At 55.4% G+C, this 17,269-nt stretch carries 19 protein-coding genes; 9 read left to right on the plus strand and 10 right to left on the minus strand.

Annotation, left to right across the window (positions count from 1 at the left end; translation table 11 throughout):
- Positions 1-18: 18 nt before the first annotated feature.
- On the minus strand, positions 19-1,011 hold the full coding sequence (locus tag MKJ04_RS12170; protein WP_241641916.1) for a radical SAM protein: 993 nt from the start codon (positions 1,009-1,011) through the stop codon (positions 19-21).
- Between the two features lie 117 nt (positions 1,012-1,128).
- On the opposite strand from MKJ04_RS12170, the gene MKJ04_RS12175 reads away from it, so the two are divergent.
- The 4 genes from MKJ04_RS12175 (at position 1,129) to MKJ04_RS12190 (ending at position 4,452) form a co-directional block, all read left to right on the plus strand.
- Entirely contained in the window at positions 1,129-1,542 is a 414-nt protein-coding gene (locus MKJ04_RS12175; protein WP_241641917.1) for a RidA family protein, read from the plus strand.
- A gap of 332 nt (positions 1,543-1,874) precedes the next feature.
- Entirely contained in the window at positions 1,875-2,477 is a 603-nt protein-coding gene (locus MKJ04_RS12180) for a porin family protein (RefSeq protein ID WP_241641918.1), read from the plus strand.
- A 179-nt stretch (positions 2,478-2,656) separates the two neighbouring features.
- Positions 2,657-3,550, plus strand: coding sequence for an LD-carboxypeptidase (locus MKJ04_RS12185; RefSeq protein ID WP_241641919.1), 894 nt, complete (start codon positions 2,657-2,659; stop codon positions 3,548-3,550).
- Positions 3,551-3,720: 170 nt separating this feature from the next.
- Entirely contained in the window at positions 3,721-4,452 is a 732-nt protein-coding gene (locus MKJ04_RS12190; protein WP_241641920.1) for a DUF4184 family protein, read from the plus strand.
- Positions 4,453-4,610: 158 nt separating this feature from the next.
- Here the strand turns inward: MKJ04_RS12190 and MKJ04_RS12195 are convergent, their stop codons facing one another.
- The gene (locus tag MKJ04_RS12195) at positions 4,611-5,546 is read right to left on the minus strand and encodes a DUF302 domain-containing protein (RefSeq protein ID WP_241641921.1); all 936 of its coding nucleotides are present in this window, start codon (positions 5,544-5,546) and stop codon (positions 4,611-4,613) included.
- A gap of 343 nt (positions 5,547-5,889) precedes the next feature.
- Between MKJ04_RS12195 and MKJ04_RS12200 the strand changes: the two genes are divergently transcribed.
- Positions 5,890-6,396: a hypothetical protein gene (locus MKJ04_RS12200; protein WP_241641922.1), complete on the plus strand. Its 507-nt coding sequence runs from the start codon at positions 5,890-5,892 to the stop codon at positions 6,394-6,396.
- 22 nt (positions 6,397-6,418) lie between these two features.
- On the plus strand, positions 6,419-6,838 hold the full coding sequence (locus MKJ04_RS12205; RefSeq protein ID WP_241641923.1) for a VOC family protein: 420 nt from the start codon (positions 6,419-6,421) through the stop codon (positions 6,836-6,838).
- A 30-nt stretch (positions 6,839-6,868) separates the two neighbouring features.
- On the opposite strand, the gene MKJ04_RS12210 is transcribed toward MKJ04_RS12205, so the two are convergent.
- Positions 6,869-7,576 carry an endonuclease III domain-containing protein gene (locus MKJ04_RS12210; RefSeq protein ID WP_241641924.1) on the minus strand — a complete coding sequence of 236 codons (708 nt, stop codon included), beginning with the start codon at positions 7,574-7,576 and terminating at the stop codon, positions 6,869-6,871.
- A 223-nt stretch (positions 7,577-7,799) separates the two neighbouring features.
- Here MKJ04_RS12210 and MKJ04_RS12215 point away from each other — a divergent pair, with 223 nt between their 5' ends.
- Both MKJ04_RS12215 and MKJ04_RS12220 read left to right on the plus strand, forming a co-directional pair.
- On the plus strand, positions 7,800-8,489 hold the full coding sequence (locus MKJ04_RS12215) for an MBL fold metallo-hydrolase (protein ID WP_241641925.1): 690 nt from the start codon (positions 7,800-7,802) through the stop codon (positions 8,487-8,489).
- A gap of 128 nt (positions 8,490-8,617) precedes the next feature.
- Positions 8,618-9,262, plus strand: a complete 645-nt coding sequence (locus MKJ04_RS12220; protein ID WP_241641926.1) for a DUF2238 domain-containing protein — start codon at positions 8,618-8,620, stop codon at positions 9,260-9,262.
- A 59-nt stretch (positions 9,263-9,321) separates the two neighbouring features.
- On the opposite strand, the gene MKJ04_RS22790 is transcribed toward MKJ04_RS12220, so the two are convergent.
- The 5 genes from MKJ04_RS22790 to MKJ04_RS12240 all read right to left on the minus strand — a co-directional run bounded on the left by MKJ04_RS22790 (position 9,322) and on the right by MKJ04_RS12240 (position 13,704).
- Positions 9,322-9,453 (minus strand): hypothetical protein, encoded by a 132-nt coding sequence (locus MKJ04_RS22790; protein WP_262918079.1) that lies wholly within the window; start codon positions 9,451-9,453, stop codon positions 9,322-9,324.
- Between the two features lie 130 nt (positions 9,454-9,583).
- A complete protein-coding gene (locus MKJ04_RS12225) occupies positions 9,584-10,291 on the minus strand; it encodes an OmpA family protein (RefSeq protein ID WP_241641927.1) in 708 nt (235 codons plus the stop codon).
- 310 nt (positions 10,292-10,601) lie between these two features.
- The gene (locus MKJ04_RS12230; RefSeq protein WP_241641928.1) at positions 10,602-11,357 is read right to left on the minus strand and encodes an OmpA family protein; all 756 of its coding nucleotides are present in this window, start codon (positions 11,355-11,357) and stop codon (positions 10,602-10,604) included.
- Between the two features lie 242 nt (positions 11,358-11,599).
- The gene (gene accD / locus MKJ04_RS12235) at positions 11,600-12,487 is read right to left on the minus strand and encodes an acetyl-CoA carboxylase, carboxyltransferase subunit beta (protein ID WP_241641968.1); all 888 of its coding nucleotides are present in this window, start codon (positions 12,485-12,487) and stop codon (positions 11,600-11,602) included.
- A gap of 158 nt (positions 12,488-12,645) precedes the next feature.
- Positions 12,646-13,704 carry a class I fructose-bisphosphate aldolase gene (locus MKJ04_RS12240; protein WP_241641929.1) on the minus strand — a complete coding sequence of 353 codons (1,059 nt, stop codon included), beginning with the start codon at positions 13,702-13,704 and terminating at the stop codon, positions 12,646-12,648.
- Positions 13,705-13,991: 287 nt separating this feature from the next.
- Between MKJ04_RS12240 and MKJ04_RS12245 the strand changes: the two genes are divergently transcribed.
- Positions 13,992-14,654, plus strand: coding sequence for a hypothetical protein (locus tag MKJ04_RS12245; RefSeq protein WP_241641930.1), 663 nt, complete (start codon positions 13,992-13,994; stop codon positions 14,652-14,654).
- An 81-nt stretch (positions 14,655-14,735) separates the two neighbouring features.
- Here the strand turns inward: MKJ04_RS12245 and MKJ04_RS12250 are convergent, their stop codons facing one another.
- A complete protein-coding gene (locus MKJ04_RS12250) occupies positions 14,736-15,743 on the minus strand; it encodes a M28 family peptidase (protein ID WP_241641931.1) in 1,008 nt (335 codons plus the stop codon).
- Positions 15,733-17,229, minus strand: a complete 1,497-nt coding sequence (cysS, locus tag MKJ04_RS12255) for a cysteine--tRNA ligase (protein ID WP_241641932.1) — start codon at positions 17,227-17,229, stop codon at positions 15,733-15,735. The genes MKJ04_RS12250 and cysS overlap by 11 nt, the downstream gene beginning before the upstream one ends.
- Between the last annotated feature and the right edge of the window lie 40 nt (positions 17,230-17,269).

The raw sequence follows: 17,269 nt of genomic DNA on the forward strand, positions 1-17,269 counted from the left end.
AAGCTTTTGGTAGAGCAGTTAGATTTTCACGCTTGGCAAAAGCCTTTTCCAGGTGCCTTTCATGTAGTTATACCGAAGCGTGCTGGGCAAGGATTTCCAGAAATACTTGTTTACCTCCACCGCAAAGCTGGGTTGCATGTAGCAGTTGATGGTGCAGCCCTCACAGGCTGGCAACCTTCCCTCCAGCCGCTTCAGTTCCTCCACCTCCTGCGACTTGTACAGGTCATACAGCTTGCCCCGGATTGGGAAGCTCTTTGTGCCCAGGTGGTAACAAGGCAGCACAAGCTCGTTTTCGGGCGAGATGACCAGCGTGGTGCTGGCCGCCTTGCACACGGGGTCCGAAGTGTGGTTGCCCCCATCGCGGCGAAGCTGCACAAAGCCCTCGTTGAGGTATACGCGCTTGCGCCTGCCGAACGCCGTGAGGTAGTTCAGCTCCTCCTCAGTGAGTTGTTCGCCGGTTTCCACGGTGTTATACTCAAACGCAGGGTTAATGATGAGGACCAGTTTGTTGGGCAGGACGATCTTCTCATACACCTCCTCCAACTGGTGCAGGTTGCGCCGGAACACCGTGAACAGGATATCGGGCCGCTCGCCCAACTCTTTTGCCACAGCGATGGACTCCATCACAAAATCATAGCAGGCCACGCCGCGGCCGGTGTCGTGCTCCTCCTTGTCGGAGGAGTCAAGGGAAAAATGCAGCATGTCTATCTTCCCTTTCAGCCGGCTGGCCAGTTTAGGGTATAGCATGCCGTTGGTGGTGAGGGTCGTGATGAAGCCCATGTCGTGGGCCATACCCAGCATCTGGTCTATCTGGCGGTGCAGCAGCGGCTCGCCGCCGGTAAAGTCGACCACCTGCACCCCCAGTCGCTTCAGGTCACGGAGGTTCTGCGCCACGTCCTCCAGCGTGATGTAAGGCGAGGGCTTTTCCCAGATATCGCAAAACGAGCACTTTGCGTTACAGCGATAGGTAACGTAGTAATTGCAAAGCACGGGTTTAGAGGTCAGGCGCATTTTCCGGGGGTATAAAACCAAAAGTAGGGATTATGCATGGAAAATAAAGCGAAAGCATGCATAACCTTGCTTTAAGCCGGTGCTATCTTTGGGTACAGCAAAGCGCGAAAGCAACGTATGAATCGACAAAATATCTCGTCTGGTGCCGTTTGGGAGGAACAAGTAGGCTACAGCCGCGCCGTGCGGGTGGGTAACACCATCGAGGTGTCTGGCACTACCGCCACCGACGGCGAGCAGGTGATCGGCAAAGGCGACCCGTATGCGCAGACGCGGTATGCGCTGGAGAAAATAGCACAGGCCCTTGCGCAGGCCGGGGCCACCATGGCCGATGTGGTGCGCACCCGCATCTATACCACCGACATCAGCCAGTGGCAGGAAATTGGCCGGGCGCACGCCGAATTCTTCCGCGACATAAAACCCGCTGCCACCATGGTGCAGGTCAGCGCCCTCATCCACCCCGACCTGCTGGTGGAGATCGAGGCAACGGCCATACTGCCGCCTCGCCCCGACCTCCGGGGCAAACAGCCTTAGGGCAAGCAGAAATCGGCGAGCGCTATGTTATATTCACAAAATCATATACATTTAACGTCTGGAACAGATCCATACACTAAAGCTGATGCCGCATCATACCAATTCCTGTTCTTCGGCGTTTAGAGTATGTTTAAATTTCGTTTTTGGAAGCGAAAATTGTTCAGGAAGGGTTCTGGCGAAGCGTTTTTTGAGCCGCATAGCAGCGCTATGGGGTGATAAAAAGGTGAAGTCAGGTTCCTTTATGAACAATTTGCAGCCCAAAAGATGAATTTTAAACATGCTCTTATGCGGTATAAATACATGAGTCACAACAGGCTAAATTTTTAGGAGATATGAAGAGAATCGTGATGCTGCTGTTTTTTGTGGCAATAAGCGTGGGTGCCAGGGCGCAGTTCCAGGCGGGTGTGAAAGCGGGCCTGAGCACCGCCAACGTAAAAATTGAGGAAGTCCGCAACGACCCGTGGCAGTATGCCAAAGCCGAGAACGTGACCGGCTACCATGTGGGTGCCTTTGCCCGCCTGCAGTTTGCGGGGGTGTTTGTGCAGCCGGAGGCCATCCTGACTTCCACAGGCGGCAAGGTGGAGGTATCCAGTGCCGACAACTCCATACCCGTGCATGTGGAGGATATTAACTTCAACCGCCTCGACGTGCCGATTATGCTGGGGTATAACTTCTTCCAGGTGCTGCGGGTGCAGGCCGGCCCGGTGTCGTCTACGTTAATCAGCGCCAAGCGCGAGGGAGAGAATTTAGAGGATTACATGAAAAGAGCCGACTGGGGTGTGCAGGCGGGCATTGGCCTGGACCTCGGCAGCATTACCGCCGATGTGCGCTACGAGCGCATCAACCGCCAGTATTCCAACACGGCGCAGCAGCGCGACATGCAGTATAACAACCAGCAGTTTATCGTGAGCCTGGGCTACAAGCTGATTAAGTAAATGGCTGAATGGTTAAACTGTTGAATTATTAAATGGCTGGATGGTTGAATGGTTAGATAAATCCCGCCACATGTGCTGTATCAACCATTTAAAAATTCAACCATTTAACCATGTAATAGGGCATGTATAAATACCCGGAAAAGCCCTATATTCGTCCGCTTCCCCCGACCCTTTAACCCATGATACCAGCCCTACGCCCCGCAGACCGCATTGCCATTGTTGCCACCGCCCGCAAGATAACCGCCCCGGAAGTAGAAGTGGCCGTGCGCACCTTTGAGAGTTGGGGGCTGGAGGTAGTGCTGGGCGAAACGATCGGGGCCAACTATAACCAGTTCGCCGGCGACGATGCCCTGCGCCTGCAGGACCTGCAGCGCATGCTGGACGAACCAGGCATCAAAGCTATCATATGTGCCCGGGGAGGCTACGGCACGACCCGCATCATCGACCAAGTGGATTTCACGCAGTTCCAGAAGCACCCCAAGTGGCTCGTGGGCTTCAGCGACGTGACGGCCCTGCACAGCCACATCCATACCCTGGGCATCGAGAGTGTCCATGCCATCATGCCCGTGCTGTTTCCCAAGGCTGGCACCGAGGACTCCGTAGAAACCCTGCGCAAGGTGTTATTCGGCGAGGATATCCGCTATAGAGCGGCACCGCACCCCTTTAACCGCACCGGCACCGGGCGGGGGCAGCTGGTGGGCGGCAACCTCTCGATGCTGCACACGCTCACCGGCACGAGGTCTGACAGCGGCACCGACGGCAAAATCCTTTTCCTGGAAGACCTGGACGAGTACCTCTACCACGTAGACCGCATGCTGGTGCACCTCGACCGCAGCGGCAAACTGGCCAACCTGGCGGGCCTGATTGTGGGCGACATGAGCGATATGAACGACAACGCCGTGCCTTTCGGGAAAACGGCCTACGAGATTATCCTGGAGCATACGGGCAGGTATAACTACCCGGTGTGCTACGGCTTCCCGGTGGGGCACGAGCCGCTGAACCTGGCCCTTGTCTGTGGCCGCACAGCGCAACTGGAGGTGCAGCCAGACGGTGTGACGATGACGTATGTATAGCCCAAGGTGAAAAAGCATCCCTCACACAACAAGCGTATGGCTTTTCGGAGAGGGGGCTGATGCCTGTGTTGGCCGGTATTTACTGATGCTGCTTTTACAACAACCTTTTTTCTTATCCAGTATAAAGCCCTTAAGCCGCAGCTTTTGCTGACCACGATCTACTCATTCAAATGCCTTTTACTTTTTCGCACCCTGCCCTTATCTTGCCCGTTCATACTGTTTTTAAGCGATGGACATCTTTAACAGGATTGGTTGTCGGCAGTGTGGCGCCTGATTTCGAGAAATTCATCTCGATGTCGGCAGACGATCCCTACAGCCATACCTGGCGCAGCATTTTCTACTTTAACCTTCCGATCGGGCTCCTGCTTGCCTTTGTTTTCCATATCCTGGTTCGGGACGCGCTGATAAACAATTTGCCCGGCTACCTGCACCGACGCCTGAGCAGGTTCAGGGATTTTGATTGGGTAGCGTACTTCAAGCAGCACTATCCCGTCGTTATCCTCTCAATCCTGCTTGGGGCCGCGTCGCATATTTTCTGGGACAGCTTTACCCACAAAGAAGGACGTGCGGTTGGCTGGCTACCTTTTTTGCTCAACGGCACGCGCATTCGGGGTGAGGAGTATTATTTTTATGGGGTCTTGCAAATGTTAAGCTCTTTGGTCGGTGCCGTGGTTGTGCTGTTCGCCATCTTAAAGCTGCCACCTGCCCCATCCCTGCCCCCTGAGAGAAGTATTCTCCCTTACTGGCTCACCGTGACGGGTATAGCCGTTACCGTGGTTGCCCTGAAGGTATGGCTTGGGGACCCTGACCACCGCGATCTTATCTTTATCTACATCGCGGCTATACTGGTGGGGCTGATCGCGGCCCCGCCTTTGGCAAAAAGGCGCACGCACGAACAATAGCAATGCCTGGACAGCAAGGTTGTTTTTAAAAGCCCCGCATTACTTTCCTAATCATTCTCCCACGGTTAAAGAGATTTGGCTGGAGCACGGTGCTTCGACACCTCTGTGATATGGAAAAAAAGTAGAGATGCCAGGCCAGAATAAAGCGAGGTAGAAATCTATTCGGCAGCTGTCGAGGCGAGCGCGTTCAGGGCTGTGGCTATTTTTGCCAGCGTTTCCTCCTCTCCCGAAATATTGTGCCGCTCTGCCAGGTAGTAAGGGTCGTTGTAGGCAATGTGCACGGCCCCGTTTTCGTCTTCATATACCAGCATTTTCTGCGGCAGGTCAATGCCGATGGTCTGCTCCGCCTGCATCAGCGGCGTACCCAGGTTAGGGTTGCCAAACACGATAAGCTTAGTGGGCCGCAGCGTCATACCGACAGACTGGGCATTCTGCTGGTGGTCTAGTTCGGCAACGATCTTGAGGTTGGCGTTTGCCTCTATGGCAGTGCGCAATTTGGCGTATGCGTCCGGAAAAGCGTTCGCGCTTACTTTATGCAATATGCCTTCGTTCAGCGCAACAGCGTTATCGTCTGCCATCTGCACTTTTTTGCCTGTGGCGCTTTCGGCCAGCTTGGTCAGGGCCATTTCAATCTGCGGCAAAGTCGAGACGGTGCCCACGCCATGCCGCTCTGCCAGGTACTGCGCCGAGTTGAAGGCCGTATACACATCCCCTATGTCGTTTTTGTATACCAGCATTTTCTGCGGCAGGTCGAGCCCGGCCTGTTGGTTTGCCTGCATCAGGGGGGTGCCCAGTTTCGGATTGCCAAACAGCACTACCCGCGTCGGGTTCAGGCTGAGTCCTGCGTTGCTGGCGTTCTGCTGATGGTCTACCTGCGCCACTATCCCGATGGCGTCATTGGCCTGCAGCGCTGCAACGATGTTGCTGTAGACAGTATCCAGGCTTCGGTTGGATTTTTGGGTATAGGCAAGTCCGGTGGCGGCGGGCTTGTCTTCGATCGGCAGCTCGCCGTGCTTGTCTTTGCAGCTGGTGGCAAGCAGCAGCAGGCAGAGGCTCAGGGGCAACAGCAAATAGCTTTTGGCAGTTTTTCTCATAGCGATGATTTTTTTTAAGTGTTCTATTTTAAGTGTTCTATAGATACTCGCTTGCCCCGGAAAAGTTAATTCCGACTAAGAGCATGTTTAAAATTCACCTTTTGGACTACAAAACGTCCATCAAGGAACCTGACTTCACCTTGTTATCGCCCCATAGCGCTGCTATGCGGCTCAAAAAACGCTTCGTCAGAACCCTTCCTGAACATTTTTCGCTTCCAAAAATGAAATTTAAACATGCACTAACCAATGCTGGCTTGGAGATATGCCTGGGTCAAAAACTTATCCCAGCGCGCACGTAAAAAAGCATAGCCCCCGACACAGCCACATTTATACCGGTTTGCCTATGCCCAAGCTGCCCCTCCTTCTTTTGCCGCTGCTCTTCCTGGCCAACATCTGCCTGGCCCAGTCAAGCTGCGCCTGCTGTACGGCACAACACAGGCAATTCGACTTCTGGCTCGGCGACTGGTTGGTATATGATACCACCGGCGCGAAAGTCGGCGAGAACCTGATCGAGAAAGTAGAGGCCGACTGCGTGGTGAGCGAGCGCTGGCAAAGCGCCACCGGCACCACCGGCCGAAGCTACAATTACTTTGATGCCGCCGACTCGACCTGGAACCAGGTATGGATAGACAGCCAAGGGCAAAACCTGGTGCTGAAAGGCAAAGCCAGCCCCGACAAGATGGTGCTGCAAAGCGCCTTGACAACAGGCAGGCAGGGCATCCCTTACGCAAACCGTATCACCTGGACCAGGAACAGCGACGGCACCGTGACGCAACTTTGGGAGATCCTTGACCCGCAGGGCACCCCCGTCCACGTGGCGTTCAAGGGTATTTATAAACGACGGCGGTAGTCCGCGCAAAAAAATCATACCTATGGCAGCAAACGGATACAACCCTTTTCAGGGCGCAGCGCTCACCACGATACTGGTGGTTACGGATATAAACCGCTCCAAAGCCTTTTATGTGGATGTCCTGGGAGCAGAGCTATACCGCGCGTATGGCGGCACCTCTGTCGTGCTTCAATTCCTGGGCAACTGGCTGCTGCTGGTTAGCCCCGGAGGGCCTACCGAAGACAAGCCCGAGACAGCGTTTGTGATGCCACAAGACGCAAACAAGGTCAGCCATTGCTTTACCATACAGGTGCAGGACTGCCAGAAATCCTACGAGACGCTGAAAGCCAAAGGAGTTGCTTTCCTGACGCCACCCAAGCAACGTGGCACGGAGACCCGGTGTTTCTTCAGGGACCCGGACGGGCATCTTTTCGAGATAAGCGAGCACGAGAAGCAAAGTTGAGGCTGATGTCTTTATGCCAAGGGGTTGCACTCATGCCGCCCGGTCTATCCCCTTCTGCCGCACATCCTGATAGTAGTTGCAGAAACGTTGGAGCACGCACGCTTCACATTTGGGGGTATAAAAAGTACAGACGCGCTGGCCGTGCCAGAAGAGGTGCTTGTGGAAATTAAAGAGCTCCACGGCCTCATGCGGCAGCATCTGGAGCAGCAGGTCGTGCGCCTTGTTGGCGGTGACCTTTGCCCCAATCAGCCCAACGCGCTGGCTTACCCGGAACACGTGTGTGTCTACGGGTAACACCGGCTTCCTGAAGTTGAAAAGCAGCAGTAGCGTGGCTGTCTTCAGGCCCACGCCTGGCAGGCGCGTGAGCCAAGCCATGGCCTCCTCCACAGGCATGTCCTGCAGAAAATCGATGCTGATCTCGCCACGGTCTTCCTTTATGAGGCGCAGCGTCTGCTGTATCTGAGGCGCTTTCTGGCCGGGGTAACGGGTCGTTTTCACGGCATCCGCCAGCTCGTCCACGTCGGCGTTCAGCACACCCTCCCAATCGCCGAAGCGCTCCAGCATGGTGTTGTAGGCCAACACTTCGTCGGCATGGGTAGTGCGGTGCGAGAGCATGGTAGAGATCAGCTCGTGCATGGGCGTGCGGCGGCTGTCGAGCGTGAGCCGCTTGTAAGCCTGGTTCAGCAACTCGTGTGTTCGCAGTGCTTTGTCTTGTGGCGGTAGTTGGTGTGCATCCATTTTTCAGCGCAATATGGCTTTCTGTCTACGGATGGACCCTGTCTGCTGTTGGGCCTGGTTGCACGGCCGCATGCGTTGGCCAGCCTGCTGAAACCGCAGCGAAAAGCTGAGAGCGAACTGGTTTCATAAAAATGTAACTATATATACAACTATTTACACTTATCAGTCGGTATATGTTTAATTCTTATCGACACAGCTCTCTTGGCTCATTTCAGGAATATATATGCAAATAAAATTTTTAGGTACAGGCGGGACTTTCGACATCGATTACCGCAATTCGGCGGCCTTGCTGGAGTTTAGGGGCATCCATCTGCTTATTGACTGTGGCTTCACTGTGTTTCAGACACTAATAGAGAAGAAGCTGATCGGAAAGGTGGATCACATTCTGCTAACGCACCTGCACAACGACCATTGCGGCAGCCTCGCCAACCTGCTCCTTTACAAAAGCATAATCGAGAAAAGCCCGCGCCCGGTCATTCTCTATACCTCAGAGCAGTTTAAGCAGCAGCTATACCAGTTTTTGCAGATACAGGTGAAGGATCCGGAAAAGTACGCTGAGTTTGTTCCCGTGGACCAGGTGGAGGGCATCATACCGATCGACACGTATGGGCAGCACTCCGAGGGGATGCAAAGCTACGCCTACATTTTCGACAATGAGAGCCGCATTGTGTACTCCGGCGACCTGGCACGGCCTGAGGTGCTGTTTGAGCGGCTGGAACGGCTCCCGGAGAAAAAGACCTGCGTCTTCCACGACATCACCTTTACCCCAGACAATACCGGCCATACCTACTACAAAAAGCTCCTGCCCTACATGAATGGCATCGACATATTCGGCTATCACTGTGACCCAACCAAAAACCCAGAGGACAACCCCATTCGCCTGGTGTTTCATGAGAGCAGCCTGATGGCCTGACAGCTCTCCGGCACGTGTGGATAGGTAGCGCACAGACATACGCCCCAATACAACACCAGTAAAACTATATCCTCTTTTCCGGGTTAATGCTGCGAAACAATTGACTTCCATAGGAAGGCTCTCTATCCATGATCGCACATTTGCCTGCAAAGACCTCTTTCCTGCGCCAGCCGTTGCACCTGTGCTACAGCGTGCTGTTTGCGGCCTTTTGGCTTTATACCGGGCTCTCCACACCTGACCTGAAAAACTGGCTTCTGGAGAACACGCTCTCGATGGTGATTTTGCTCGTGGCTTTCTACAACATCCTGCGTTTCTCCGACACCAGTTACACACTGATATTCCTGTTCCTGCTGCTGCACGTGTATGGCAGCCAGTATCAGTACGCCGAAAACCCGTTCGGGGAATGGCTGAAAGTGCAGTGGCACCTGCAGCGCAACCACTATGACCGGATTGTGCATCTCGGCTTTGGCTTGCTGCTGGCATACCCGATGCACGAGGTGTTTGCAAGAGGCCTTGGCCTGAGGAATTTCCTGGGCTACCTGTTGCCGGTAGAGTTCATTTTGTCGTTGAGCGCGCTGTATGAGTTGGTGGAGTGGTTGGTGGCCGATGTGGCCTATGATGGCGCGCGGCAGGGTATGGTATACCTGGGGATGCAGGGCGATGTGTGGGATGCCCAGAAGGATATGGGGCTGGCCTTCATCGGTGCGCTGCTGGCCATGTGCCTTACGCTGATCCTGCGGAGAAAGCGGGTTCAGGCAGTACCCAAAGTATAACGTGGTTGGGTTTGATTAGCCTGCCTGTAGCCAGGCCTCACCCGCTCGTGAGATTGCCCTCACTTTGCTTCTGCGGCTATATTACTGTTCGAGAGCACTTCCACCGTGGCCGGATCCAGGATACGCTCGCAGGCACTGAAAACCGCGGTGATCAGCATGCTGTACAGCGCGATGTATAAAACCTTTTTCATCTGATTGATTTGCATCTACACAACGCTCCTTATAGGGCTGCGCAGTATATGCCGGGGTAAAAAATGTGGTATAAAAAACCAGCCGCTCCCGAAGGCGCGGCTGGCATAAAATCGAAACAAACGTTATTGCTTACAAATCGCCTTTCTCAGCGGCTTTCTTCATCTTTTCGTTCGCGAAGATGGCAATCTCCACGCGGCGGTTCTGGCGACGGCCAGCCTCGGTTGAGTTGTCAGCGATCGGCTGATCGAAAGCATACCCCTGTGTGGTCATGCGGCTGCGGTCAACGCCCATAGAGGCGGCATAGTCGGCAACGGCACGGGCACGGCGCTCAGAAAGCGGCTGGTTAATCTCACGCGAACCGGTGTTGTCGGTATGGCCTTCAATCACGATGTTGGTATCAGGATATTTCTTCAGCGTCTCAGACAGCTGGGCAATCTCGGTTTTGGCACCTGACTGCAGCTCTGAGGAGTTCACCGGGAAAAGGATGCCTGAGTCGAAGGTAATCTTGATACCCTCTCCAACACGCTCTACGTTGGCGTTTTCCAGGTCGCGGCGTAATTCCTCGGCCTGCTTGTCCATCTTGCGTCCGATCACGGCACCAGTCGTACCACCCACAGCAGCACCTATAATGGCACCTGCTGCCGTATTACCCGCTATCTTACCGATCACTCCGCCAACCACGGCGCCGGAACCGGCCCCGATGATACCGCCTTTCGTGGTTTTGCTCATGCCACGACCATTGTCGGAGCTAGTGCCGGATTGTTGGCTAGACGTACAAGAGGTAGACAATAAACCCAGGATGGCGAATATTGAAAGATAAATTCTTAGTTTTTTCATGGTTTTCATCATAAATAAGTTTTTCGAACCCAAAAGGTCTGTGGTAAATACTCCTATAATTCTAAAATGTTCTGTTCTCTGAAGCCATAAAGCATTGCATTGGCAGCTTTGCAGAGGTAAGGGGCAATGAGCAGGCTGATATATAACACTTTATATAATCTATACTTTATACTTAAACGTTTGCCGCTTTCTCAGGTTTTAAGCCAGGCCTTGCCACAGGCGCAATCATTAGCCAACGGCCTTTAAAAAGACAGCGCCTGCCGGTTTATACCCGCAGACGCCATCCCATTAAAACAGGAAAGTGCTTTGCTTACTTCAACTGGCCGCTTTCAGCGGCTTGCTTCAGCTCTTCGTTCGCCACGATGATAATCTCGACGCGTCGGTTTTGCTGGCGTCCTTCGGCAGTAGTGTTTTCTGCTATAGGCTGATCAAAGCTGTAGCCCTTGGCTTGCAGGCGACCGGGCTCCACGCCCAGGCTACGGGCATAGGTGGCAACGGCCTCAGCACGGCGCTCCGACAGCTTCTGGTTCAACTCGTAAGAGCCGGTGTTGTCTGTGTGCCCCTCGATGATGACGTTGGTGCCGCCATACTCTTTCAGCGTCTTGGCCAGTTTCTCCACATCGCGTTTGGCGTTGGCGCTCAGGTCGGCGGAGCCCACCGGGAAGAGGATGCCCGAGTCGAAGTTCACGCGGATGGCCTCACCCACGCGCTCCACCTTCGCGCCCTCCATCGATTTTTCCAGCTCCTCGGCCTGCTTGTCCATGCGGCGGCCGATCACGGCACCTGTGGCACCGCCCACGGCAGCGCCCACAATGGCTCCGGCGGCCGTGTTGCCCAGCTTGCTGCCGATCAGGCCTCCGATTACGGCACCGCCGCCTGCCCCGATCAGGCCGCCTTTGGTCGTCTTCTTCATGCCTGGCTTGTCTGCGTTCTGATCTTGCTCGGCTGTTTTGCCCTGGGTGGTCTCGGTGTTGTCTGAGCTGGCAACGGGTGCCTTGGTCTGGCACGAGGTAAACAGCATGGTGGCAGCTAAAAAGGTGCCCAGCGAAAGGTTTCTTAATTTCATGGTTTTGATTTGTGTGATTGTTTGTACTGTTCCGTTTGTGTTGTTTCTGTTAGTATGCTGCATGCATGTCTGTGCATTGGCAACTCCTGTGCCAGAACGCGCGGAAGCACCCTTTAAATATTTAATCCCCGATATATTTTTACCAAAACATACCTATACCCCTGGCCATCAGCCTGCTCCACAAAAAAGCGCGGCCCGCTACAGAAGTAGCAGGCCGCGCTTTTTGTAGGGGGTATATAAATTTAAGCCTGAGTAACTACCTGGGGCTTGGGTGCCGGCACGCTTTTGGGCGCTACCATCCGGAGCAGGTCCGACAGCTTTTGCTTCAGTTGCTTGCGGTCCACGATAAAGTCGAGGAAGCCGTGCTCCAGCACAAACTCGGCGCTCTGAAAGTCCTTGGGCAAATCCTTGCCGATGGTTTCCTTGATCACGCGCGGTCCGGCAAAACCGATCAGGGCTCCGGGCTCCGCGATGTTGAAGTCGCCCAGCATGGCGTAAGACGCGGTTACGCCGCCGGTGGTCGGGTCTGTCAGCATCGAGATATAGGGCAGGCGCTCCTCAGAGAGCAGCGCCAGCTTGGCCGAGGTTTTGGCCATCTGCATCAGCGAGAAGCCGGCTTCCATCATCCGGGCCCCGCCCGACTTGGAAATCATCATGAACGGGGTGCGCGTTTCGCGGGCATGGTCTATGGCACGGGCTATCTTCTCCCCTACCACCGAGCCCATCGAGCCCCCGATAAAGGCGAAATCCATACAGGCGATGGTGATGTCCCGGCCATCCAGCTTGCCGTAGGCCGTCCGGACAGCGTCTTTCAGGCCCGTCTTTTTCTCGGTTGCCTCAATGCGCTGCGGGTATGGCTTGGAATCGACGAAGTGAAGCGGATCGCCTGAGGTCAGGTTTTCGTCCAGCTCCGTGAACGCGTTATCATCAAAAAGAATGGCAAAGTACTCTTCCGACCCGATCCGGTCATGGTAATCGCACTTTACGCAGGTATGCATGCTTTTGCGATGCTCGGCCATACTGGTCACCGCTTTGCACTCCGGACACTTATACCATAACCCATCCGGGGTTTCCTTTTTCTCCTCTGTGGGGGTATGGATTCCTTTTTCGACTCTTTTAAACCAAGGCATCATAGACAAAAGCGTGCGTGCCGCACTTTTAAGTTTCGGGTGTATACCTTGCGGGCAGCAAAGCATAAAACTATATAACCTGCCTCTTCGGGCCTTATAAACAGGCTTTTGAAAGGCAGGCTACAAAAATATGTAATAATCTGCAGTTGTGCTACAAATTACGCCACAGTAATCTCTTTTGCCAGGTATACGTCCTGCACGGCGTTCAGCAGATCCACGCCCTCCGCGAAAGGCCTCTGGAAAGCCCGCCGGCCCAGGATCAGCCCCATACCGCCCGCGCGCTTGTTAATGACAGCCGTGCGGACGGACTGCTGTATATCCGATGCCCCCTCAGACGCCCCGCCCGAGTTGATCAGGCCCGCGCGGCCCATATAGCAGTTGGCCACCTGGTAGCGGCACAGGTCGATGGGGTGGTTGGTGCTCAGCTCGGTATACATCCGCTTGTCTGACTTGGAGAACCTGACCGCCGTGAAGCCGCCGTTGTTCTCGGGTAGCTTCTGCTTGATGATGTCAGCCTGGATGGTGACACCCAAGTGATTGGCCTGCCCCGTGAGGTCGGCGGCCACGTGGTAGTCGGTGCCGTCTTTCTTAAAGGCGCTGTTGCGGGTATAGCACCACAGGATGGTGGCCATACCCAGCTGGTGCGCACGCTCAAACGCCTCCGACACCTCGATGAGCTGCCGCGACGACTCCTCAGAGCCGAAGTAGATGGTAGCCCCCACGGCGGCGGCCCCCAGGTTCCAGGCATCATCCACAGAGCCGAACATGATCTGGTTGTACTTGGTGGGATAGGTCAGCAACTCGTTGTGGTTGATCTTGACGATGAACGGGATTTTATGGGCGTATTTCCTGGACATCATGGCCAGGTTGCCGAAGGTGGTGGCCACGGCGTTGCAGCCGCCCTCCAGCGCCAGCGCCAGTATACTCTCGGGGTCAAAGTACATCGGGTTTGGGGCAAACGACGCGCCCGCCGTGTGCTCGATGCCCTGGTCGACGGGCAGGATGGAGATGTAGCCGGTGCCGGCAAGGCGGCCGTGACCAAACAGCTGCTGCAGGTTGCGCAGCACCTGGGGGCTGCGGTTCGTCTGAGCGAAGATTCTGTCTACAAAGTCGGGGCCGGGCACATGCAGCTGGGCCTTCGGGAAGGTTTTGCTCTCGTGCTGCAGCAGGCTTTCTGCATCGGCACCAAGCATCGAAACAATGTTTTCGTACGTCATGTATCTTGCGTTTTAAAACCGTGATAGTTTAGAAAGACACACATTTATACGGCAGTCAATCTGTAAGAAGGCACGTTGCCAGCCGGTAATCTCCCGGAAACTTAGACAGCGGCGGCAAACGCCGCGTGAAAACACCCCGCACGCTTCAGGAAATTTGTGTGGGACATCCCTCATTTCCCGACCACCTTCCGCAGCCGGCATGGGGTATAATCAGTCCGCACTGGTATACCACAAGCACTAAACACACGTTATACAAAACAGTACAACCACTTATATATAAGCTGATTATGAAAGTAAACCTGAAATTCGCCAGCCGTGCTTTGGTGTTTCTGCTCGCAGTCTCGCTGGCTGGGGCGGGGTTGTATGGCTGCGTGCCGACTACCAGGATAACGGCTACCTGGAAAAACCCGGAGGCGGGAACGCAGAACTTTGACAAGATTGTGGTGGCCGCCCTGACAGACAACGTCCGCGCCCGGCAAACCGTGGAGACCGACATGCAAATGCAGTTGCAGCAGCGCGGCATCACCGCCTCCAGAAGCATCGACCTGTTCCCGCCGACGGTGCGCGAGGGAGGGCCGGATATGAACCAACTGCTCCAGAAAATAAAGAACCAAAACTACGACGCCATCCTGACGGTGGCCCTGATTGACGAGGACACGGAAACGCGCTACGTGCCGGGCACATACGGCTATACCCCGGTAACGCGGTTTGGCTGGTATGGCAGGTTCCGGGGCTACTATACCTACTGGTACCCCACCCTCTACGACCCCGGCTACTACACCGAGGAGAAGATTTACTTTTTGGAGACGAACCTGTACGATGCCAGCTCGGAGGACTTGCTCTGGTCGGCCCAGTCCAGGTCTTACAGCCCGGCCAGCCTCCGGAAAGCCTCCGAAACGCTTGCACAGCTGACGGCAAGCAGAATGGCCCAGGAACACCTGATCAGGTAAACCTGCGCGCGCCCAACATAAAAAAAGGGGGGAGCCGCTAGCTGCGGCTCCCCCCCTTTTTTCCTCCGTGGCAGCAGTACGCTACTCGTTGTAGAGCACGTGCAGCAGCGTCTGGCCAACCGCTTTCAGGGTGTTTTTGCTGATCACGTCCATGTTGTCGGTATGACGGTGATGGTATGGCCCGAAATAGTCGTCGGGATTGTTCATGTTGTACTCAATGATGTCGATCATGCGGATGTTTCCCACCCTGTTCACGTAGTAGTGGTCGTCGATGATGGCCGGGGCATTCACATACTTAAAGTAATCGGAGTAGCCGATCTTGTTCCCGGCCTTCCATACCTTGTTCACGATCTCGCGGGCAAACTGCATCGAGTGGCCTTCGCGGGCAAAGCGGGCGTTCTCGGCACCAACCATGTCCAGCAGCACCCCATACTTGGCGCGGTAGTTCGGCACATGCTTGTTTTTGCTCCAGTACTGCGAGCCCAGGCACCAGGTATCGTCCTTGTATGACAAGCCGCTGTTGTCTGGCTGCCCGTAGTCCTCCCCATCAAAAAAGATCATGTCCACGCCCACGTCCGGCTTTAGCTGCGCCTCCTTTATGGTGCGGGCAATCTCCAACAGTACACCGACCCCGCTCGCGCCGTCGTTGGCGCCATCTATCGGCGTGTTCGGTTCCTTCTCGTCCTTGTCTGCCAGCGGGCGCGTGTCCCAGTGGGCGGCCAGCAGCACGCGGTTCGCCGCGCCGGGGTTAATCGAGGCGATAATGTTGCGCAGGTTCAGCGTGGTGCCATTGTAGGCTTCCATCTGAAACCGTTGCTCCTTCACCTCCAGGCCATACCCCTTCAGCTTGGCCACAATCCACTCGCCAGTGGCCTCATGAGCGGCCGTGTTGGGCACGCGCGGCCCAAAGGCAACCTGCTTCGCGATCAGGGCATAGGCAGAGTCCGGGTTAAAGGCGGGTGCCTGCACCGTTTCTTTCATTTCCTCCACCGTTGTTTGTTGCGCGCCGCCTTTCTCGGCTGAGTCGCAGCCGTGCAGGGCGAGGGAGCAACAGAACAAGAGTGCCAGCATGTTCAGTTTATTCTTCATAAGCCCAATCTATTCCTGTTTTCAGGTCTTTGATCACGATGCCTTGCTTTTTGAGCTCCGCCCGAATCGTGTCGACCTTGTCGTAATGCTTGTTCTCTTTGGCCTCTTTGTAAAACTGCAGCACCAGGTCCAGCATCTCTTCCATATCTCCCAGCGGCTCTTCCTGCAGCCCCAGCACATCTGTTACCAGCTCCTGGTAGGTGTCCCGCACCGTATCGAACGTGCCCCGCGAGAGCTGCCCCATGCTGATCTGGCCCAGGTTCAGGCTGTTGATCTTTTTGAGCAGGTTGAACAGCGAGGCGATGGTGCGCGCGGTGTTCAGGTCATCATTCATACCCCGGTAGCAGTCCTCGGTCAGCTTCAGCAGTTCCTGGTTCAGCTTTTCGTCGGGCGCCAGGGCCTCCGTCTCCTCCGGGTACTCCAGCTTCTTGAGTATGTTCAGGCCGTTCATCAGCTTGGTATAGCCTTTGCGGGCCGCCTGCAGGGCCTCGTTGCTGAAATCGAGGGTGCTGCGGTAGTGCGCCTGCAAAATAAAGAAGCGCACTGTCATGGGGGTATAGGCCTGCTCCAGTGTCTCGTGGGTGCCGCCGAACAGCTCGCTCAGGTTGATGAAGTTGCCCAGCGATTTGCCCATCTTCTGCCCGTTCACCGTGATCATGTTGTTGTGGATCCAGTAGCGCGCGGCATCGGTGTGGCTGTTGCTGGCCTGGCTCTGCGCAATCTCGCACTCGTGGTGCGGGAACATCAGGTCCAGCCCACCCCCGTGTATATCAAAGGTTGTGCCGAGGTACTTGCGGCTCATGGCCGAGCACTCCAGGTGCCACCCCGGGAAGCCGTCGCTCCAGGGCGAGGGCCAGCGCATGATGTGGGCGGGCGAGGCTTTCTTCCATAGGGCGAAGTCCACGGGAGAGCGCTTCTCCTCCTGCCCCTCGGTGGCGCGGGTGTTGCCGAGCAGGTCCTCGATGTTGCGCCCGGAGAGCTTGCCGTAGTTATGGTCCTTGTTGTAGGCCTTCACGTCGAAGTATACCGATCCGTTTGCCTCGTAGGCCAGCCCGTTGTTCAATATCTCCTGTATCATCTCGATCTGCTCGATGATATGCCCGGAGGCGCGCGGCTCTATGTCCGGGGGCAGCACGTTCAGTTTCCGCAGCTCCTCGTGGTAGATGTTGGTATAGTGCTGCACCACCTCCATGGGCTCCAGGTGCTCCAACTTGGCGCGTTTCTCAATTTTGTCCTCGCCCTCGTCGGCATCGTTCTCCAGGTGCCCCACATCGGTCACGTTGCGCACGTAGCGCACCTTATAGCCCTGGGATTTCAGGAAGCGGTAGAGCACATCGTAGGTAACGGCACTGCGGGCGTGGCCCAGGTGCGGCTCGCCATACACGGTGGGCCCGCAGACATACATACCCACCATGGGGGGGTGCAGGGGTTCAAACACCTCTTTCTTTCGCGTGAGCGTGTTGTATAGGTTCAGTTTCTGTTGCATGGTTCTAATCAGGTATACACACCCGCAGGTGTCGCATTGC

It is taken from the genome of Pontibacter sp. E15-1 (genome assembly GCF_022601975.1).
Lineage (GTDB): Bacteria > Bacteroidota > Bacteroidia > Cytophagales > Hymenobacteraceae > Pontibacter.